Raw genomic sequence first — 19,872 nt, forward strand, 5'->3', positions numbered from 1 at the left:
TCGGGCTTTTCGTAGTTGGCGTCAAAAGCGAGGGACACGCAAAAGATATCGGGCGGGCGCATAGGTCATGCTGATTTCTCGAGTCGAGCTTCAGAATTGGAAGAACTTCCAGCACGCAGAAGCGAGGCTTTTGGACGTGACCTATGTGCTCGGCGCAAATGCGACCGGGAAATCCAACCTGCTCGACGTGTTCCGTTTCTTGAGAGATATCGCCAAGGCTCAGGGCGGCGGCATTCAAAAGGCCATAGCCGATCGCGGGGGGCTGAAGAAGCTGCGTTGCTTGCACGCGCGCAGCAAGCCGGAGGTTGTGATAGAGGTTCAGCTCTCGGAAAAATTCGATGATCCGGCGCCCCTCTGGAGATATATTCTCGCGCTCAAGTCTGAAGGCGGCGGCGCCAAGCGGCCGATCGTTGCAGCAGAGGAAGTGTACAAGTCCGTCGCTGGCAAAGAAACTTGCCTGCTTCGAAGACCCGACAAAAACGACCTTCTCGATCGAGAGCGCTTGACGCAAACCTCTCTGGAGCAAATTCAGACGAACTCTGAATTCAGAGAGCTTGCTGACCAGTTCAGCGAGATCGCCTATCTGCATCTCGTGCCTCAATTGGTGAAGTTCGGAAGCGCAATCGGCGGGCAGACCGTCGAAAGCGATCCGTTTGGTCAGGCTTTTCTCGAGCGTGTCGCCAAATCGAGCGCAAAGGTCAGAAGCTCCCGGCTGTCGCGCATACAAAAAGCGCTGTCTGTGGCCGTGCCTCAATTCGAGGAATTGAAATTCGTCCGTGACGAGATTACCGGACGCCCTCATTTAGAAGCCAAATATGCGCATCATCGCCCGCGCGCGGGTTGGCAGCGGGAGGATCAGTTTTCGGACGGAACGCTCCGGCTGATAGCGCTGTTCTGGCTGCTCATGGAAGGCGACAGCTTATTATTGCTGGAAGAGCCCGAGCTTTCTCTCGACGAGGAGATCGTTCGCAACCTTCCTCGACTGATCGAGCAGGTTCGCCGCTCGACGAAGAAGCGGCAACGACAGATCATCATCAGCACCCATAGTCAGGCGCTGCTCGATAACAAGAGCGTCGATGGAAGAGGCGTTCTCTGGCTCGAACGCGTTCAAGAGGGAACAATTGTTCGGTCGCCCTCGGACGAAGAGCTCGATTTGATGCGGGAAGGGTTTTCGCCGGCCGAAATTCTGCTCCCCAAAGCGCATCCCAAAGATTTGCATAAAATGGCGTTGAGCTGAGCCGATGCTGCTCGTCGCGACGGAGGACGAGTTGAGCGAGGCCGTGGTCTGTCGCCTCGTCGTCGAGGCCACGGGAAGCGAAGCAGGCGTTCGGGCCGTTCGGAAGGACGGCTATGGCTATCTTCGCCGGAGCATCGACAAGTTTTGCGCAACGGCGAGGAGAGCGCCGGTCATCGTTCTCACCGATCTCGACGCGGCGTCCTGTCCGCCCGTGCTGATCCGTGAATGGTTCGGCGCGAAAACCCGGCCGCCGAATCTCGTTTTTCGCGTGGCGGTTCGCGAGGTCGAAGCATGGCTGTTGGCGGACAGAGAAGGACTAGGGACGTTCCTTCACATTTCCCCGCAGAAGATCGTCGCCGACCCCGAGTCTCTGCGAGACCCCAAGCGATATCTTCTGCGCCTCGCTCGCGCCGCGCCGAGGGACTTGCAAAACGATCTTCTGCCGATGAAAGGCGCCGCGGCGTCGCAGGGGTTCGGCTATAATTCGAGATTATGCGAGTTCGTTCGAACGAGCTGGTCGGCGGAACGGGCCTCCGGCCGAAGTCCGAGCCTGTCCAAGGCCAGCCGACGAATTCGAGAGGCTTTGACATGAGCCGACGCTCTGGCCGATGACGAGAATCGCCCCGACCGGCAGAGCGAGAAATTGCGGCGAGCCGCGCGCGGCCAGCACAGCGAGGGCGCCGGCGAAGATCGGCGCGCCAGGCGGCGTGGCGGAGCGTCGGGAAGAACCCAAAATCGCGCGCTGGGATGATCGTGGTTCCGAGCGATGGCCGAGCGGCGGCCGCTTGCGCGAATCGAGGGCGCGGCGCTCGGCGGTCGATCGCCCCTGCGCCGCCCGCCGCGCGCGACAAAGCGCGCCGCGCGCAAGCCTTTAAAATCGCCCAGAACTCGGCTATGAACTGACGAGTTCAGCCGCTCGGCGCGCTTTGCGGCGCGCGTCGCGACGGCTCCTTTCGGGAATGCTCGTCTTCATGTTCTTCGATCCGCTCGTCGCCCTGCCCCTGTCCTTCCTCGCCTGGCTCGTCCATATGCTCGCCTTTCACGGCGTCGGGCTCGCCTTCGAATGGTGCGACCGAACCCGGCGGCTCGCGCGCTTCAAGGTGCGCGACCTCGATCGAATGAGCTATCGGCAGCTGCTGCCGCGGGTGCTGTTCAATCAGACGGCGATCCTGCTGCCGGCCATGCTGGCGTCGCAATATTTCGGCCTCGCCTTCGTCGGCTCGCCGGAGCTTTCGCTCGTCCCGGCGGTCGCGTCGCTGGTCGGCATGGCCATCGGCCATGACGTCGTGCAATATGTCTCGCACCGGCTGATGCATCATCCCGCCTTGATGCGCCCGCTCGGCCACACGCTCCATCACACGACCGGCGCCAGCAAGGCGATCAGCGCCTGCTACCAATCGGGCGCCGACTTCTTCCTCGAGATCGCCCTGCCTTATCTGCTGCCGCTCATTCTCGTCGGCGGCGGGGGCTCGAACATGCTGTTCCAGCTCGCCGTGCCCTGCCTCGGCGCCTTCGGCGGGCTCTATGAGCATTCGGGCTATGATTTCGGCGTCGCTTTCCGCGATTCCGCGGCGACCGGCTGGCGGCGGCGGCTCAACTTCGTTCTCGACCATCTCACCTCCAGCGTCGCGCATGGCAATCATCACACGCGCGGCAATGTGAGCTTCTCCGACGGATTCGGCAGCCCCGGCCTCTGCGACACGATCTTCCGCACCCGCTGGGATCTCGCACCCGAGCGCGCGCGTCAGCGCACGCGGGAAAGCGCGGCCTGAGGACGATTACGGATCGCGCTTTCGTGCATCGGCCATATTCTCGCCCGAAGCGGCTCGTCTTCTCTCGATTCACAGGCTCGCTGCGCCCCGAGTGGCGCCGTGCAATGATATGGTTTACAGAACGTCGACCCGCGAATGCCGATGAGGCAGAAGACATGCCGATGATTTCACGCCCGTCCCGCCGTTTCGCCGCCGCGCGCCGCATCGCTCTTTCGGCGCTGCTCGTCGCGTCTCTTCCCGCCGCGCCGGGCCGCGCCGATATTCTGGACAGCATCTCGAACGGCTTCGGCCTGTTCTCCGGCGAGAAATACAAGACGGAGCTGCTGCCCGACATTCCGGCGGAGGACATTTATAATCAAGCTCTCGCCAAGCTCGAGGCGAAGGACTACGAGAACGCGGCCAAGAAGTTCGGCGAGCTGGAGAAGCAATATCCCTTCTCGCATTGGGCGCGCAAAGCTCTGCTGATGCAGACCTTCGCCCAATATCAAAAGCCGAGCTATGACGACGCGGTCGCCTCGGCGCAGCGCTACATCGGGCTCTATCCGACCTCGCCCGAGACGCCCTATATGTATTATCTCGCGGGCATGTCCTATTATAATCAAGTGCCGAGCGTGATGCACGATCAGGAGACGGCGCAGAAGGCGCTCGTCATCTTCAATCAGCTGGTCGAGAAATATCCCAAATCGGAATATGTCGCCGACGTCAAATACAAGATCCAGGTGGCGCGCGACCAGCTCGCCGCCAAGGATATGGCCGTCGGCCGCTTCTATCTCACGCGCAAGAATTATCCGGCGGCGGTCAACCGCTTTCACGACGTGCTGGCCAAATATCAGACGACCCGCCATGCCGAGGAGGCGCTCTATCGGTTGACCGAAGCCTATTTCGCCATGGGAATCGTCAACGAGGCGCAGACGGCGGCCGCCATTCTGGGGCATAATTTCCCTGATTCGCAGTGGTACAAGGACGCTCACGCGCTGCTCGCAGCGGGCGGCGTGGCGCCGCAGGAGCATCAGGGCTCCTGGCTCTCCAAGATCGGGAAGACGCTCGGCGCCAGCTGACGGCCGCGATGGTCGGCGGGCGCCGGCAGTGAAGTAGCGCGCACATGCTCGTCCGCTTGTCCATTCGCGACATCGTCCTCATCGACCGGCTCGATCTCGAGTTCGCGTCCGGCCTGACCACGCTGACCGGCGAGACGGGAGCCGGCAAATCCATCCTGCTCGACGCCTTTCTGCTGGCGCTCGGCGCGCGCGGCGACGCCGCGCTGGTGCGCGCCGGCGAGGCGCAGGGACAGGTCACCGCAGTGTTCGACCTGCCGCCGACCCACGCCGCCCATGGCGCCGCGCGCGCCTTCGATCTCGACACGAGCGAGGAGCTGGTGCTGCGGCGCGTGCAGACGGCCGACGGCCGCACGCGCGCCTTTGTCAATGACCAGCCGGTGAGCGCGCAGGCGCTGCGCGCCATCGGCGCCGAGCTGGTCGAAATCCACTGCCAGCATGATGATCGCGCGCTGGTCGATCCGAGCGCCCATCGCGCGCTCGTCGACGCCCATGGCGGCCTCGCCGGCCTCGCCGCGGAGACCCGCGCGCTGCATGCGTCCCTGCAGTGCGCGCGCAAGGCGCTGGCCGAGGAGGAGGCGCGCGTCGCCGCGGCCCGCGCCGAGGCCGATTATCTGCGCCATGCGGTGGACGAGCTGGAGGCGCTGGCGCCGCAGAAGGGCGAGGAGGCCTTACTCGCCGAGCGGCGCCAGTCCATGCAGCGATCCGAAAAAGTCGCCGGCGATCTGCGCGACGCGCTCGCGGCTTTTTCCGGCGATCATTCGCCGGCCTCGGAGATCGCCGCGGCGGCGCGGCGGCTGGAGCGTCGGCTGCCGCAGGCGCCGCAGCTGCTGGAGCCGCCGGCGCGGGCGATCTCGGCGGCGCTCGACGCGATCGGCTTCGCCGAGCAGGCGCTGGAGCAGGCGCTCGCCGACGCCGATTTCGATCCGCGCGAATTGGAGCGGCTCGAGGAGCGGCTGTTCGCGCTGCGTGGCGCCGCGCGCAAGCATCAGGTCGCCGTCGACGATCTCGCCGCGCTCGCCGAGCGCTTTTCCGGCGAGCTCGCCGCGCTGGAGGCGGGCGAGGCGCGCATCGCCGCGCTGGAGCAGGAGGCGGAGCGGGCCGCCGCCGCCTATGCGCGCGCGGCGGAACGCCTGTCGGCGGCGCGGCGGGCGGCGGCGAAGAAGCTCGACGCTCTGGTCGATGCGGAGCTGAAGCCGCTGAGGCTCGATGGCGCGCATTTTCGCACCGAGATCGTCAGCGATTCGGGCAGTGGCGGGCCGGACGGCTATGACCGGGTCGAATTCTGGGTGCAGACCAATCCGGGCTCGCGTCCCGGCCCGCTGGTGAAGGTCGCCTCTGGCGGCGAGCTCGCGCGCTTCATGCTGGCGCTGAAGGTCGTGCTCGCCGATCGCGGCTCGGCCCCGACGCTCGTCTTCGATGAGATCGACACCGGCGTCGGCGGCGCGGTGGCGGACGCCATCGGCCAGCGCCTCGCCCGGTTGGCGCAGCGCACGCAGGTGCTGACGGTGACGCATGCGCCGCAGGTGGCCGCCCGCGCGAGCCGCCATTTGCGCATTGCCAAAAGCGCGGCCAACAGCGCGACCGGCGCCGGCAGAAAGGCCGAGGACGGCCGGGTCGCAACCCGCGTCGCCGAGCTGGCGGCGGCCGAGCGGCGCGAGGAGATCGCCCGCATGCTGGCCGGCGCGACGATTACCGACGAGGCCCGCGCCGCCGCCGCGCGGCTGCTGGAAGGGGCGGGCGGAGCGTGAGGCCGTCGCCGAGGGGGTGAGATCCGGCCTATTCCGCCGGGGCCTGCGCCGTCTTCGGCGCGCGCGGGGGCGGCGAGGCGAGTCTCGTCGCAATGGCGATCCCAGCCAAAGTGGCGAGATAAACGATCACCTGCAACCCGGTCGGCTGGTCGGTGTAGCCGATCAACGTATGCAGGACGCGGCCGAGAATGCTGGAATCGGGCAGGACCGCCGACGTGTCCCACAAGCTCTCCGACAGCGCCGTGACGATCCAGGCCTGTTGCAGAAAGCCGGCGCATTGCGCCGCGAGGCCGGCGGCGAGCAGAGTGATCATCACCGTGGTGACAGCGAACAAATGGCGCGCCGGTATGGTGACGAGGCCGAAATAGGTGAGCGCGCTGACCGCCGCGCCCAGCGCGAGGCCGCCGAGCCCGCCGAGCAGGAGCGCGCTGCCCGACTCGCCCGAGGCGAGAATGCCGTAGAGGAACAGCGCGACCTCCGAGCCCTCGCGCAGCACGGCGAGGGCGACGACGACGGCGAGCGCCAGAAAGGATTTCTCGCCTGCCGCGGCGGCGCGGCCGACCGCCGCCAGCTCCGACGCGAGCTCGCGGCCATGGCGGGCCATCCAGATGTTGTGCCAGGCGAGCATCGCCACGGCGACCGCGAGCACGCCGGCGTTGAACAGCTCCTGTCCGCGGCCGGCGACCGCCTGCGACAAAGCGTCGGCGAAGGCGGCGACGACGCCGGCGCCGAGCGCGCCCGCCGCGACGCCGCCGAAGATGAAGGGCCGCGCCCCCTGCGCCCCGCGGGTGACCGCGAGCACGATGCCGATCACGAGGCCCGCCTCTATGACCTCGCGAAAGACGATGATGAGCGCGCCCAGCATGTATTCTTCCCTCTTACTCGACGATCAGCTCGCCCTTGGCGGTGTCCTCGTGATACTCGCCGGCGAAAGCGTAGCGGCCGGGCTTCAGCGGACGCAGCCGCACGGTGATCTCGCCATTGCCGGCGACCACCTTCTCGACCTTGAGCGCCTTGCTCTCGAACTCCTCGGGAGTAGCGTCCAAATTTTTCACCGTTATGGCGATCGGCTCGCCGGCGCGGGCGTTGATCGAAGCGGGCTCGAAGCGGTGATCCTTGATCGTCAATTGCAGGGCGGTCTCGCTGGAGGCCGAAGCGGCGGAACCGGCCACCAAAGCGGCGGCGGCGAGAAGGGTGCGAAAAAAGGTCATCTCATGCCTTTCGAGAGCGAATGGCGACGCCCCCGCCGAGCCTCGCGGAAGCGGAAGCAAAAACCGGCCCAGGAGAGCGCGGGCGAGGCCGCGGAAGCGTCGACGAACTGTCACAATAACGTAAAGTAATGATCGTGCGCGAACAACGGCGTCAGATCGGATTGCTTCCAATCTATGCCGGGTCCAAAGGTCGCAGCGCGGCTCAGCCGGGATAGCCGTGGCGCGACTTGCTGGCGCGCAGCAGCGACAGCGCCTCGCCGTCGCGCCCCGCAGAGCAGGCCGAATCGGCCGGCCCCAGCTCGGACTGGATCGTGGCGTAGACGCCCTGTCCGACATGGCCCATGGCGAGGTCGTTGTCCAGCACGGCGCGGTAGCGCGCGATAGCGCCCGCGCAGCCGGAGCCGGACGGAAGCGTGAAATTCCGCGGCGTCACATTGCGGCTCGCGACGACGGGCGCGACCGCCGTCGGGGGCTGCGCGGAATTGCAGCCGGCGAGCGCGCAGGCGGCGAAGAGCAAGCGCTGATAATTCGTCATCGGCCCCCCAAACGTCACTCGCTCAACAGACGCGCCACAAAAGCCTCGATCCCCTTCATGCGCCGCGGCCGGCGCTGGCGCTCGGAGCGCAGAATGGCGATGAGATCGTCGAAGGTCTTCTGCAGATCGTCGTTGACGAGCACATAATCATAGCTCTTCCAACGCTGGATCTCATTGCGGGCGTTGTCGAGCCTGCGCTCGATGGCGTCGTGCGTGTCCTCGGCGCGTCGCTCGAGCCGCGCGCGCAGCTCCTTCATCGATGGCGGCAGAATGAACACCGTGACCGTGTCGGCGCCCATCTTGTCGCGCACCTGCTGCGTGCCCTGATAATCGATGTCGAACAGAGCGTCGCGTCCCTCGCTCAAAATCTCGTCGACCGGCGCGCGCGGCGTTCCGTAGAAATTGCCATGCACCTCGGCCCATTCGAGCAGATCGCCGGAATCACGCATCGCCTCGAAGCGCTTTTGCGAGATGAAGGAATAATGAATGCCGTCGACCTCGCTGGAGCGGCGCGCGCGCGTCGTCACGGAGATCGACAGCGTGAGATCGAGCTCCCGATTCTGCAGCAGCATGCGCGTCAGCGTCGTCTTTCCCGCGCCCGAGGGCGAGGAGAGGATGAGGACGATACCGCGGCGGTCGGGTGTGTGGGGCATCGGCGGTCCGGGACTGAGCGGGTAGCGAGTAGCGAATAGCGAGTAGCGAATTGAAGGTCCACTCCCCCTATTCGCTACTCCCTATTCGCTATTCGCTCCATTCGCTATTCGCTCCTCACTCGATATTCTGCACCTGCTCGCGCCACTGCTCGACCTCGATCTTCAGCTCGAGGCCGATGGCGGTGAGCGCGCCGTCATTGGATTTGGCGCAGAGCGTGTTGGTCTCGCGCGAGAGCTCCTGGGCGAGGAAATCGAGGCGGCGGCCGATCGGGCCGCCCTTGGCGAGCAGCTCGCGCGCGCTCGCCACATGCGTCTTCAGCCGGTCGAGCTCCTCGCGAATATCCGCCTTCACCGCGAGCAGCACCGCCTCCTGATGCAGGCGCTGCGGATCGAAGGCGGCGCCGGTGTCGAGCAGAGCGGCGATCTGCTGCGCAAGACGCGCGCGAACAGCCTCGGCGCCGCGCCCGGGCAGCGCCTCGGCCTGCGTCGTCAGCTCGGCGATGCGGACGATCCGCTGGGCGAGCACCGCAGTGAGCGCCGCGCCCTCCGCAAGCCGCGAGGCGACGAGCTGGTCGAGCGCCGTGGCGAGCGTCGCGAGAATCTGCGCGTCGAGCGCGCTGCGCTGCTCTTCGTCATCCTCGGGCTCGACGATCTCGACGACGCCCCGCACCGCGAGCAGGCCATCGAGCGAAGCCGGACCGAGCGAAGCGTGGAACGGCACGTCGTCGAGCGCCTTCAACAGGCGCTCCAGCGCGACGCGATTGATCCGCGTCTCGACCACCGAATCGTCGCGCTTGGCGGTGAGGCCGGCGAAACATGCGCCGCGCGCGACGCGCCCGGCGATCAGCGCGCGCGCCTTGATCTCCACCGCGTCGAAATTGGGCGGGGCGCGCAGCCGCAGATCCAGCCCCTTGGCGTTGACGGTCTTTATTTCCCAGGCGTAGCGCCATGGTCCGAGCGTGTCATGGGCGCGGGCGAAGCCCGTCATGCTGGCGAGGGGCATGTTGCTCCCGTGGAATGCGAATAGCGAATAGCGAGTAGCGAGTAGCGAGTAGCGATCGGCATTCTATTCGCTATTCGCTACTCGCTATTCGCCCGTCACCGATAGCTCGCCAAATTCGGCACGGTCTTCGGCGAGCTCAAATCCCAGCCTTTGTCGCGCAGCGGGTCGAGCGGCGTGCCCTCGGAGGCGTCGAAGGCGCGCGCGCGGCCGCGTCGTCCAGGCGCGACGGCTGCCTCCGGCGCGGCGCCGGCGACCATTGTCTCGCCCCCGGCGTCCGCCGCCGGCTCCGGGCCGAGGCCGAGCCGCGCCGCCCGCGCACGCTGCTCGGCGCGCAGACGATCCGAGACGGGATAGCTGGCCGAGGGGTCGAAGACGTCGTCGGCCGCATCGGCGGCGTCGGCGTCCGCCGCCTCCTGCGGCGCGGCGAGCAGCAGCGCGACATTGGCCGCCTCGGGCCGGGCGCGCTGTGCGAAAGCCGTGGCGAATATGGGCGCCGCGAGCTGCGGCAGAGCGGCGCGCTCGGCGGCCGAGCGCAGGCTCTCCTCGTTCTCGCCGGAATATTCGGGCGGCACATCCGGCAGATAGGCGCCGAGCCGCTTCAGCGCGCCATGATCGGCGGTGACGCGCAGACCGCGCGGGTGCTCTTGGCGCGGCTCGTCCACGGCCACCAGCCGGCCGATGCCGTCGGCGTCGCTGCGCCGGCGGCGCGCCGGCGGCGCGGCGGGCTGCGGTTGATCGGGCTGCGGCGCCGGGCCGACCAATGCGCCGGGATCGACCCGGTCGACGCCGGCGGCGGCCTTGTCTTTCTGCTCGCGCTCGATCTGGCGCCAGCGCTGCACATTGCGCTGATGCTGCTCGAGCGAGTCGGCGAACACATGGCCGCCGGTTCCATCGGCGACGAAATAGAGATCCGGCGTGCGGGAGGGATTGGCGGCCGCCTCGAGCGCCGCCTTGCCCGGATTGGCGATCGGCCCCGGCGGCAGCCCGTCGACCGTGTACGTGTTGTAGGGCGTGTATTTCTCGAGCTCGGACCGCAGGATTCCCCGGCCGAGCGTGGCCCTGCCGCCGACGAGGCCATAAACGATGGTCGGATCGGACTGCAGCCGCATGCCCTTGCGCAGGCGATTGACGAAGACGGCGGCGACGCGCGGCCGTTCGTCGGCGCGGCCCGTCTCCTTCTCGACGATCGACGCCAGGGTGACGAGCTCATAGGGCGTCTTGACCGGCAGGTCGGGCGCGCGGCGCGCCCAGATGTGGTCGAGGAATTTGCGCTGGTCCTCCTGCATCTTGAGCAGGAGCTTGGCGCGCGGATAGCCGCGCGCCACCTTATAGGTCTCCGGCAGCAGCGCGCCCTCCTTGGGCAGCTCCGGCATGTCGCCTGCGAGCACGTCATTGTCGCGCAGCCGCGCCAGCACCTGCTCGGTGGTGAGCCCTTCGGGGATGGTGACTCCATGCAGCAGCTGCCGTCCGCTGACGAGCTCGTCCATGACCTCGCGCAGGCTGGCGTTCTGCTTGAACAAATACTCGCCCGGCTTCAGCTTCGAGCGAGCGCCCTCGACCAGCAGGGCGACATTCATCAGCATGGGGCTGTCGATGACGCCCTCGCGCTCGAGCGTCGACAGAATGTCGGGAACGTCGCTGCGCGGCGCGATATAGACCACTTTTTCCGCGCCGAGCGGACCCGGCTCGCGCAGCTTGTGCAGCACCGCGATGAGGCCGAACACCCCGGCGATGGCGAACAGCAGCAGCAGCGACAACAGGCCGCTGAGCGCCGAGAGCGCGCCCTCGCGACGTTTGGCGCGGCGCGGAGGCGGCGGCGGAGGCGCGTCCGGCTGGAGCGCCTGGCTCGCGCTCTGCAGGCTCGCTCGGCGGCGAAAAAAGGCGGGAGAGCTTTTTTGATCACCCGGCTCGCCTGGGCTGTGCTCCGGCTGGTCCGGCGGGCCGTTCTCAGCATCGATCATCGGAGCACTCCGTCTTCGGTTTGGTCAGGCGCGGCGTCGATCGGCTCGAAATCCCGGAAAGGCCGCGAAACGGACGGAACCGCGACCGCTCTCCATATAGCGCGAAAGAAAAGGCGCGGCTATTGCACGCGCCGGAACACCAGCGAGGCGTTGGTGCCGCCGAAGCCGAAGGAATTCGACAGAGCGATGTCGATCGTCCGCTCGCGCGCCACATGCGGAACGAGATCGATCGCCGTCTCGACGGATGGATTGTCGAGATTGCGGGTCGGCGGAGCGATATTGTGCTGCATGGCGAGAATCGAATAGATCGCCTCCACCGCGCCGGCGGCGCCGAGCAGATGGCCGATCGCCGATTTGGTCGACGACATCGACAGCCGCGGCGGCTCGTCGCCGATCAGCCGATGCACGGCGGCCAGCTCGATCTCGTCGCCGAGCGGCGTCGAGGTGCCATGGGCATTGACATAATCCACATCGGAAATCCGCAGCCCCGCCCGCTTCAGCGCCGCCGACATGCATCGAAAGGCGCCGTCGCCGTCGGGCGCGGGAGCGGTGATGTGATAGGCGTCGCCCGACATCCCATAGCCGACGAGCTCGGCATAGATGCGCGCGCCGCGAGCCTTGGCGTGCTCATAGGATTCGAGCACCACGACGCCGGCGCCCTCGCCCATCACGAAGCCGTCGCGGTCGCGGTCGTAGGGGCGCGAGCCGGCCTCGGGCCGGTCGTTGAAGCCGGTGGACAGCGCGCGGCAGGCGGCGAAGCCGGCGACGCCGATGCGGTTGACCGGCGATTCGGCGCCGCCGGCCACCATGACCTCGGCCTCGCCGAGCGCGATCAGCCGGCCCGCGTCGCCGATGGCGTGCGCGCCGGTCGAGCAGGCGGTGACCACCGCATGATTGGGCCCCTTGAGCCCGTGCATGATCGACACATAGCCGGAGGCCAGATTGATGATGCGTCCGGAGATGAAGAAGGGCGATACGCGACGCGGCCCCTTCTCCTTCAGCGTGATGGACGTCTCATAGATGCCGCCGAGCCCGCCGATGCCGGAGCCGATCAGCACGCCGGTCGACTCCTGCTTCTCCGGCGTGTCCGCCTTCCAGCCGGCGTCGGCCAGCGCTTGCGTCGCGGCGCTCGCGGCATAGACGATGAAATCGTCGACCTTGCGCTGCTCCTTCGGTTCGAACCAAGCATCCGCGTCGAAAGCGCCATTCGATCCGTCGCCCCGCGGGACGACGCCGGCGATCTGACAGGGAAGGTCGGACGCCTCGAACGTGTCGATGCGGCGAAATCCGTGCTCGCCGGCGATCAGCCGCTTCCAATTGGCCTCGACGCCGCAGCCCAGCGGCGAGACGATGCCGAGCCCAGTAATCACCACCCTTCGCATGATTGCTCTCGAGCGCTGCTCTCAATCCGCGTCCAACGGACGTCGCATGTCACGGGGAGACGCGACGCCGATCCGAAACGGACCGATCGCGCCGCGCGGCCAGCGCTCGCTCTCAGGCGGCCTTGGCTTTTTCCAGGAAGGCGACGGCGTCGCCGACCGTGAGAATCGTCTCGGCGGCGTCGTCGGGAATTTCGACGCCGAACTCTTCCTCGAAGGCCATGACCAGCTCGACCGTGTCGAGCGAGTCGGCTCCGAGATCATCGATGAAATTCGCCTTGTCGACCACCTTGTCGGGCTCGACGCCGAGATGTTCGACAACGATCTTCTTTACGCGCTCGGCGACATCGCTCATCTGTTCTGATCCTCGTTCGATTGTTCTGCTGATACCGATTTCGCAGCGCCGGAACGGCGTTGTCCCGGCCGCGCTCGATCGTTCAGGGGGCAAACCTCTTCAACCTTCCCGCTGCTCGGCACACGCGACGTCGGCGGAATGTCGCCTCTTTGGAAACGAGCCGGAGGCTCGCCCGACTCGACGAACGGAGACTCCCCCGGCCAGCGTCGCGTCTGGTAGCATAATTCATTCGCCATGGCGAGGGGGCGCGGCGCCCCTTCGGCGCAGCTTCAGATCATCGCCATTCCGCCGTTTACATGCAGCGTCTGGCCCGTGACATAGGCAGACTCTTCGCTCGCCAGATAGACGACAGCGCCGGCCACGTCCGCGCCGGTCCCGAGACGGCCGGCCGGCACCGCGCGCAGGATCGCCTCCTTCTGCGGCTCGGTCAGCGCGTCGGTCATCGGCGTGGCGATGAAGCCGGGCGCGACGCAGTTGACGGTGATGCCGCGCGAGGCGACCTCGGCGGCGAGCGACTTGGTCATGCCGATCATGCCGGCCTTGGAGGCCGCGTAATTTCCCTGCCCCGGATTGCCGGTCACGCCGACGACCGAGGAGATGCCGATGATTCGGCCGAACCGCTTGCGCATCATGCCGCGCAGCGCCGCACGCGACAGCCTGAAGGCCGAGGTCAGATTGACGTTGAGCACGGCCTCCCAATCCTCGTCCTTCAGCCGCATGAACAGCATGTCGCGGGTCATGCCGGCGTTGTTGACGAGAATGTCGAGCCCGCCGAGCGCCTTCTCGGCCGCGGGGACCAGCGCCTCCGTCTGCGCCTTGTCGGCGAGGTCGCAGGGCAGGGCATGGGCCCGCTCGCCCAATTCGGCGACGAGCGCGTCCAGCGCCTCGTGGCGCGTGCCCGAGAGAGCCACTGCCGCTCCCTGCGCATGCAGCGCACGCGCGATGTCGCTGCCGATGCCGCCGCTCGCGCCAGTCACGAGAGCCGTCTTGCCGGTCAGATCGAACATGTCTCCCCCGTCGTTTGCGCGGCTGTATACGGCGCCGGACGCGCGCCGCGCAATCGCCGCCGCGCCGCCCCTGCGCCGCCCCCTCTGCTCCAGCTTTTTTGATTTGGAGGAAATTCTGATCGATCGAACGATCCCGTTCGATCGGAAAACGATCTAGGTAGTTGTGCGGAACCTATGTCAGTATATTACGTATATATCACAAGACAAAATCGCCATACTTAAGGGTGCTTCTTTGCAACAGTGATGATATAAAACGCGGAAACATGTCGCTTTTGAGAGCCGCGCCGTTTACACGGCTGCCTATTTACGAAATCTTTGCTTCGTGGCGGTCCAAATGCTTGTGACGCACGAGCCGAACAGCGATTGGCGTGCGCGCGCCATTTTTTTTAAATGAAGGAGCTACCTATGAATATGAAGTTCTCCGCCCTCGCGGTCGCCGCAGCGCTCGTCGCCGGCCCGGCGGCCGCCGCCGATCTCCCCTCCCGAAAGGAAGCCCCGGTGTTCGTGCCGCCGCCCGTCTTCTCCTGGACCGGTCCCTATATCGGCCTCAATCTCGGCGGCAGCTGGCTCACCCGCAACAACGACCGGAACAATTGGGGCTGGGGCTGGAACAATTGGAACAACAACAACGGCTCGAACGCTGGCGTCTCCGGCGGCCTCCAGATCGGCTATAATTATCAGCTGAGCCCGATGTTCGTGGTCGGCCTCGAAACCGATATCCAGGGCACGAGCATCGGCGGCAACAACAATAATAATAATTGGTGGGGCTGGGGCGCCGGCTGGTGGAACAACGGCTTCGATCGCGAGCGCGTGCCGTGGTTCGGCACGGTTCGCGGCCGCCTCGGCGTCGCCCTGCTCGATTCGCGCCTCCTGATCTACGGCACGGGCGGCTTCGGCTATGGCGAGGTGAATCGCTCCACCCTGTTGAACTGGTGGGGCAACAACAACAATGGCCAGATCCGCACCGGCTGGACCGCCGGCGGCGGCCTGGAATGGGCCTTCCTGCCGAACTGGTCCGCGAAGATCGAATACCTCTATACGGAGCTCGAAAATAACAATAACAACAACGACGCGTGGCTGCTGGCGACGCTGCCGGTCACGCCCGGCGTCGTCGGCGTCGGCGCCTGGGGCGGGAACTGGTGGAACAATCGCCGCCGCACCCAGATCAACACGGTGCGGGCCGGCGTGAACTATCATTTCAACCTGTTCACGCCCGCTCCGGTCATCGCCAGATACTGAGGCCCGCCTTCCGTCCGAATTAGAGCCCGGCCCCTACGGCCGGGCTTTTCTCGTGCTCAGACGAAGCCGCGATAGGCGTCGAGATCGGCCGGAGCGCCGACGCTGATCCCCGCCGCCTGCGGCGCGATGCGCTTCAAGAGGCCGGTCAGCACCTTGCCGGCGCCGCATTCCACGAATTTGTCGACGCCCTCTCCCGCCATGAAATCCACGCATTCGCGCCAGCGCACTGTTCCCGTCACCTGCTCGACGAGCAGGCGGCGAATCTCCTCGGGCTCTCGCGCCGGCGCCGCCGTGACATTGGCGACGACCGGGACGCGCGGCGCGTCGATCCGCGTCGTCGCCAGCGCCGCGCGCATGGCGTCGGCCGCGGGCTGCATCAGCATGCAATGGAAGGGCGCGGACACGGGCAGCGGAACGGCGCGCTTCACGCCGCGCCCCTTGGCGATCTCGATCGCGCGCTCCACCGCCGCCTTTGTCCCGGAGACGACGATCTGGCCGCCGCCATTGTCATTGGCGACCTGGCACACGGCGCCTCGAGCCGCCTCCGCGGCGATCTCGCGCGCCGCCTCGAGCTCGACGCCCAGCAGCGCGGCCATGGCTCCCTCTCCCACCGGGACCGCGGCCTGCATGGCCTTTCCGCGCAGGCGCAGCAGCCGCGCCGTATCGGCGATCGAAAGGGCGCCGGCGGCGGCGAGCGCCGAATATTCGCCGAGCGAATGGCCGGCGACGAAAGCCGCGTCGCAAGAAAGATCGAGGCCCGCCTGCGCCTCCAGCACGCGGATCGCGGCGAGGGAGACCGCCATCAGCGCCGGCTGAGCATTGGCGGTCAGAGTGAGCTCGGCCTCCGGGCCCTCGAACATCAAGGTCGAGAGCGGCGCGCCGAGCGCGTCGTCGACCTCGGCGAAGACGGCTCGCGCCTCGGCGAACGCCTCGCCCAGCGCCTTGCCCATGCCGACCGCCTGCGACCCCTGACCCGGAAAAAGAAAAGCCCTCGCCATGCGCTGCTCGCCTCGTTTCATTGCCCTCGACAGGCGCGCCGAGTGGCCCATGGGCGGCGAGCTGTCAAGTCGGCGAGAGCGAGCTCGAGGCGAGCGGGCCGGGGAGCGCGCCTCTAGCGGTTCGAAAGCGCCATCCGATCCAATCGGATCGGATGGCGCTCTAGGACTGGCTCTGGAACTGGCTCTGGCCGCGCGCCACGGACACGCGCACCTGCGTCGTCTCCTTGCCGCCGCCGGCGCGCGCGGCGCGGATCGGCGCCGCGCCGAGATGGTCGAGCGCCACGGCGGCGCGCACATAGCTCTCGTCGGGCGAGGCGCCTTCCGCCGCGTCGAATCCGACCCAGCCGAGCCCTTCCACCAGGCTCTCCGCCCAAGCGTGCTCGGCGGCGCGCGCGTCGGCGCGCAGCACATAGCCGGAGACGAAGCGCGACGGAATGTCGAGCGCGCGCGAGCAGGCGATGAAGACATGCGTCAGATCGGCGGCGCCGCCATTGCGGCGCGCCAGCGCGTCGGCGGCGGCGCCCTTCGGCTCGCACACATGCGGATCGAACAGCAGCGTTTCATGCAGAGCGCCGAGCAGCGCATGCAGCTTCGACAGATTGTCCGCGGCTCGTTGCGTCGTCTCGCACGCGAAGGCGCGCAGCGCGGCGACGCTTTCGGTCTGCGGGGTCTCACGCAGATAGAGCTGCGGCGGAAAGCGCTCGACCGCGCCGCGCACCACGCCGGCCGTGTCGAAGGTCTCGACCTCGCCCTCGACGAGAATGGTCAGCGCATCGAGCGGCCCCTCGACGCCGAGACTATGCGCGATATTGCCGAAAGCGTCCTCGCAGGCGCGCAGGCGGCAATCGTGATCGACGTCGATGCGCCAGCCGAGCACGCGCTGCCCGTCATAGTTGCGGGGCGTGAGCGCGAGCTTCTGGATCGCCGTCTTCACGGGCTCGGCATAGCGAAAGATCGTCTCTCGCCTTATTCGGATCAGCATGTCTCCGCCGGGTCGATTCTGTTGGAATTCGGCATCTTAAAAGAGATATTGCTCCGACACCAGCGCCCCGAGCCGGTGGTTGTCGGCGATGAAGGTCTGGATGAATTCGTGCAGGCCCTTGTGGAAGACGCTCTCGATCGTGGCGTTCTCGAGCTGCCCCAGCACCGCGCGGCCGTGGCGCTGCGCGGGGCCGTGGCGGCCGTGCGACTTGCCCAGCCGATCGAGATTTTGCACGACGCTCTCATAGCAGGCGATCAGCGAGCGCGGCATCTCCGGCCGCAGGATCAACAGATCGGCGACGAGCCAGGGCTTCAAGCTGTCGCGATAGACCCAATGATAGGCCGTATGCGCCGACACCGCGCGCAGAATGGCCGTCCATTGGAAATAATCGAGCGAGCCGCCGACCGCCTCGGAATCCGGCAGCAGAACGTGATATTTCACGTCGAGCAGGCGCGCGGTGTTGTCGGCGCGCTCGATGTAGAGGCCGACGCGCGAGAACCAATAGGCGTCGTTGCGCAGCATGGTGCGATGCGCGCCGCCGTCATAGGCGGCCGACACCTGCTTCACCACATCGAGGAAGCGCGTCAGATCCTCGCTCGAGCGTCCGCCGCGCTGGCCGAAGGCCTTGAGCTCGAGATAAGCGCCGTTGATCGCCTCCCACATTTCGACGGTGAGCGCTGTGCGCACCGCGCGGGCGTTGGCGCGGGCGAGCTCGATGCAATTGCGGATCGAGCTCGGATTATCGGGCGAGAAGGCCAGGAAGTCGGTGACATTGGCCTCGTCGACCGGAAGGCCGGCGGCGTGAAAGGCGGGCGCGGCGCCCGAGGAGAGCAGCGCGCTCTCCCATTCCGTCTCCGCGCCGCCATAAGCTTTGGGCAGCGTCGCGAGCCGGCGCGTCGCCTGCAGAATGCGCGCGAGGAAATCGGCGCGCTCCATGTAACGAGCCAGCCAGTAGAGATTATCGGCGGTGCGTGAGAGCATGAGGTCCCGTCGTGTGTCGGCGCGCAAGTCGTCGTCGAAAGATCGTCACGCCCGCGCCGGCGCGTCGTCGATGATCCAGGTGTCCTTGGTTCCGCCGCCCTGGCTCGAATTCACCACCAGAGAATTCTCCGTCATGGCGACGCGCGTCAAGCCGCCCGGCACCACGCTCGCGCCATTCGGGCCATAGAGCACGAAAGGCCGCAGATCGACATGGCGGGGCGCGACGCCCCGCTCGACCGACACCGGGCAGGTGGAGAGGGCGAGAGTCGGCTGGGCGATGAAGTTCGTCGGATTGGCGGCGAGCTTGACGGCAAAATCGGCGATCTGCGCGCGCGTCGCATGCGGGCCGACCAGCATGCCATAGCCGCCCGAGCCATTGACCTCCTTCACCACCAGCTCGTCGAGATGCTCCAGCACATAGGCGAGGGCCTCCGGCTCGCGGCAGCGCCAGGTCGGCACATTCTTCAAGAGCGGCTCCTCGCCGAGATAGAAGCGGATCACTTCCGGCATGTAGGTGTAGATCGCCTTGTCGTCGGCGACGCCGGTGCCGACTGCATTGGCGAGCGTCACATTGCCCGCATGATAGGCGCCCATCAGGCCGGCGACGCCCAGGGCCGAGTCGGGGCGGAAGGCGAGCGGATCGAGAAAATCATCGTCGATGCGGCGATAGATCACGTCGACTCGGCGCGGCCCCTCGGTCGTGCGCATGAAGACGACGTCGTCCTTGACGAAGAGATCGCGCCCTTCGACCAGCTCGACGCCGAGCTTGTCGGCGAGGAAGGAGTGCTCGTAGAAAGCTGAATTATATTGGCCGGGCGTCAGCAGCACGCTGACCGGATCGGCGCCGGCGCTGCGCGGGGCGGCCGAGCGCAATGTCGCGAGCAGCTGATCCGGATAATTCTCGATCGGCGCGACGCGATGCAGAGCGAAGAGATCCGGCAGCAGCCGCATCAGCACTTCGCGATTCTCGAGCATATAGGAGACGCCGGAGGGCGTGCGGGCGTTGTCCTCCAGCACATAGAAGCCGTCGTCGTCGGTGCGGATGATGTCGATGCCGGCGATATGCACGAAAATATCATGCGGAACCCGGCGTCCCGCCATCTCCGGCCGGAACGCCGGATTGCGATACACGAGCTCCGACGGGACGACGCCCGCGCGCAGGATTTCGCCCGGCCCATAGAGATCGCCGAGGAAGAGGTTCAGCGCCTTCACCCGCTGCACCAGCCCCTTTTCCAGCTGCGCCCATTCGGCGCGGGCGATGATGCGCGGCAGAATGTCGAAGGGGATCAGCCGTTCGGTCGCCTCCTGCGAGCCATAGACGGCGAAGGTGATGCCGATGCGGCGGAACAGAAGCTCGGCCTGCGCGCGCCGCGAGGCGAGAAATTCGGGCTCGACCGATGACAGCCATTTCGAAAGCTTTTCGTAAGGGAGGCGGGTCACGCCGTCGACTCCGCCCATTTCGTCGAATTGTGCCGCCTTCGAAAGCACGTGTCGCTCTCCTCGAGGGGTTTCAGCACGGGCGGCCGTTCGCGCGCGCGGCGCGCCCATGAGCCCTGCGTGGCAAGAAGCAAGCCAGCCGGCTGACGATGGGAAATGGTCGAGTCCTCGGCTCGCGCGCCATTCTACTCCGATCGCGCTCGCAGCGCCAATCGGAGGCGTCGCGCGCCAGTGATTCCAAATGGCTGGGCCTGGGTCGCGTTTTTGGGCTTTCGTGAGCTCGGCTTTTTGATGAGCGTTCGGCGCGAGGGCGATT

19 protein-coding genes are annotated in these 19,872 nt (G+C 66.7%); 6 read left to right on the forward strand and 13 right to left on the reverse strand.

Annotated features, from left to right (window positions below; genetic code table 11):
* Window positions 1–67 precede the first annotated feature (67 nt).
* From K3F48_RS06945 to recN, 5 genes are all read left to right on the forward strand, one after another.
* On the forward strand, window positions 68–1,237 hold the full coding sequence (locus K3F48_RS06945; protein WP_255608523.1) for an AAA family ATPase: 1,170 nt from the start codon (window positions 68–70) through the stop codon (window positions 1,235–1,237).
* A gap of 4 nt (window positions 1,238–1,241) precedes the next feature.
* The gene (locus K3F48_RS06950; protein ID WP_222574691.1) at window positions 1,242–1,829 is read left to right on the forward strand and encodes a DUF4276 family protein; all 588 of its coding nucleotides are present in this window, start codon (window positions 1,242–1,244) and stop codon (window positions 1,827–1,829) included.
* A gap of 367 nt (window positions 1,830–2,196) precedes the next feature.
* Window positions 2,197–3,009 carry a sterol desaturase family protein gene (locus tag K3F48_RS06955; RefSeq protein ID WP_255608525.1) on the forward strand — a complete coding sequence of 271 codons (813 nt, stop codon included), beginning with the start codon at window positions 2,197–2,199 and terminating at the stop codon, window positions 3,007–3,009.
* A gap of 155 nt (window positions 3,010–3,164) precedes the next feature.
* Complete coding sequence (locus tag K3F48_RS06960; protein ID WP_222574692.1) at window positions 3,165–4,067, forward strand: outer membrane protein assembly factor BamD; 903 nt, start codon at window positions 3,165–3,167, stop codon at window positions 4,065–4,067.
* Window positions 4,068–4,111: 44 nt separating this feature from the next.
* Window positions 4,112–5,815 carry a DNA repair protein RecN gene (recN, locus tag K3F48_RS06965; RefSeq protein WP_222574693.1) on the forward strand — a complete coding sequence of 568 codons (1,704 nt, stop codon included), beginning with the start codon at window positions 4,112–4,114 and terminating at the stop codon, window positions 5,813–5,815.
* A 28-nt stretch (window positions 5,816–5,843) separates the two neighbouring features.
* On the opposite strand, the gene K3F48_RS06970 is transcribed toward recN, so the two are convergent.
* The 9 genes from K3F48_RS06970 to fabG all read right to left on the reverse strand — a co-directional run bounded on the left by K3F48_RS06970 (window position 5,844) and on the right by fabG (window position 13,919).
* Window positions 5,844–6,680, reverse strand: coding sequence for an FTR1 family protein (locus K3F48_RS06970; protein WP_222574694.1), 837 nt, complete (start codon window positions 6,678–6,680; stop codon window positions 5,844–5,846).
* Window positions 6,681–6,693: 13 nt separating this feature from the next.
* Window positions 6,694–7,026: a cupredoxin domain-containing protein gene (locus K3F48_RS06975; protein ID WP_222574695.1), complete on the reverse strand. Its 333-nt coding sequence runs from the start codon at window positions 7,024–7,026 to the stop codon at window positions 6,694–6,696.
* 202 nt (window positions 7,027–7,228) lie between these two features.
* Complete coding sequence (locus K3F48_RS06980; protein WP_222574696.1) at window positions 7,229–7,561, reverse strand: hypothetical protein; 333 nt, start codon at window positions 7,559–7,561, stop codon at window positions 7,229–7,231.
* Between the two features lie 14 nt (window positions 7,562–7,575).
* On the reverse strand, window positions 7,576–8,214 hold the full coding sequence (gene gmk, locus K3F48_RS06985) for a guanylate kinase (protein ID WP_222574697.1): 639 nt from the start codon (window positions 8,212–8,214) through the stop codon (window positions 7,576–7,578).
* Between the two features lie 115 nt (window positions 8,215–8,329).
* Window positions 8,330–9,217 carry a YicC/YloC family endoribonuclease gene (locus K3F48_RS06990; protein WP_222574698.1) on the reverse strand — a complete coding sequence of 296 codons (888 nt, stop codon included), beginning with the start codon at window positions 9,215–9,217 and terminating at the stop codon, window positions 8,330–8,332.
* Between the two features lie 95 nt (window positions 9,218–9,312).
* A complete protein-coding gene (gene mltG, locus K3F48_RS06995; protein WP_222574699.1) occupies window positions 9,313–11,178 on the reverse strand; it encodes an endolytic transglycosylase MltG in 1,866 nt (621 codons plus the stop codon).
* Between the two features lie 119 nt (window positions 11,179–11,297).
* Window positions 11,298–12,560, reverse strand: a complete 1,263-nt coding sequence (gene fabF / locus K3F48_RS07000; RefSeq protein WP_222574700.1) for a beta-ketoacyl-ACP synthase II — start codon at window positions 12,558–12,560, stop codon at window positions 11,298–11,300.
* A gap of 112 nt (window positions 12,561–12,672) precedes the next feature.
* Window positions 12,673–12,912: an acyl carrier protein gene (locus K3F48_RS07005; RefSeq protein WP_116637600.1), complete on the reverse strand. Its 240-nt coding sequence runs from the start codon at window positions 12,910–12,912 to the stop codon at window positions 12,673–12,675.
* 269 nt (window positions 12,913–13,181) lie between these two features.
* Window positions 13,182–13,919: a 3-oxoacyl-[acyl-carrier-protein] reductase gene (fabG, locus tag K3F48_RS07010; RefSeq protein WP_222574701.1), complete on the reverse strand. Its 738-nt coding sequence runs from the start codon at window positions 13,917–13,919 to the stop codon at window positions 13,182–13,184.
* A gap of 405 nt (window positions 13,920–14,324) precedes the next feature.
* On the opposite strand from fabG, the gene K3F48_RS07015 reads away from it, so the two are divergent.
* Window positions 14,325–15,158 carry an outer membrane protein gene (locus tag K3F48_RS07015; RefSeq protein WP_222574702.1) on the forward strand — a complete coding sequence of 278 codons (834 nt, stop codon included), beginning with the start codon at window positions 14,325–14,327 and terminating at the stop codon, window positions 15,156–15,158.
* Window positions 15,159–15,214: 56 nt separating this feature from the next.
* Here the strand turns inward: K3F48_RS07015 and fabD are convergent, their stop codons facing one another.
* The 4 genes from fabD to K3F48_RS07035 all read right to left on the reverse strand — a co-directional run bounded on the left by fabD (window position 15,215) and on the right by K3F48_RS07035 (window position 19,577).
* Window positions 15,215–16,156, reverse strand: coding sequence for an ACP S-malonyltransferase (gene fabD, locus K3F48_RS07020; RefSeq protein ID WP_222574703.1), 942 nt, complete (start codon window positions 16,154–16,156; stop codon window positions 15,215–15,217).
* A 160-nt stretch (window positions 16,157–16,316) separates the two neighbouring features.
* Complete coding sequence (locus tag K3F48_RS07025; protein WP_222574704.1) at window positions 16,317–17,138, reverse strand: transglutaminase family protein; 822 nt, start codon at window positions 17,136–17,138, stop codon at window positions 16,317–16,319.
* A 36-nt stretch (window positions 17,139–17,174) separates the two neighbouring features.
* Window positions 17,175–18,119 carry an alpha-E domain-containing protein gene (locus K3F48_RS07030; RefSeq protein ID WP_222574705.1) on the reverse strand — a complete coding sequence of 315 codons (945 nt, stop codon included), beginning with the start codon at window positions 18,117–18,119 and terminating at the stop codon, window positions 17,175–17,177.
* A gap of 45 nt (window positions 18,120–18,164) precedes the next feature.
* Window positions 18,165–19,577, reverse strand: a complete 1,413-nt coding sequence (locus tag K3F48_RS07035; protein WP_255608572.1) for a circularly permuted type 2 ATP-grasp protein — start codon at window positions 19,575–19,577, stop codon at window positions 18,165–18,167.
* Between the last annotated feature and the right edge of the window lie 295 nt (window positions 19,578–19,872).

The organism is Methylosinus sp. Sm6, from assembly GCF_019802345.1.
Classification (GTDB): Bacteria; Pseudomonadota; Alphaproteobacteria; order Rhizobiales; family Beijerinckiaceae; genus Methylosinus.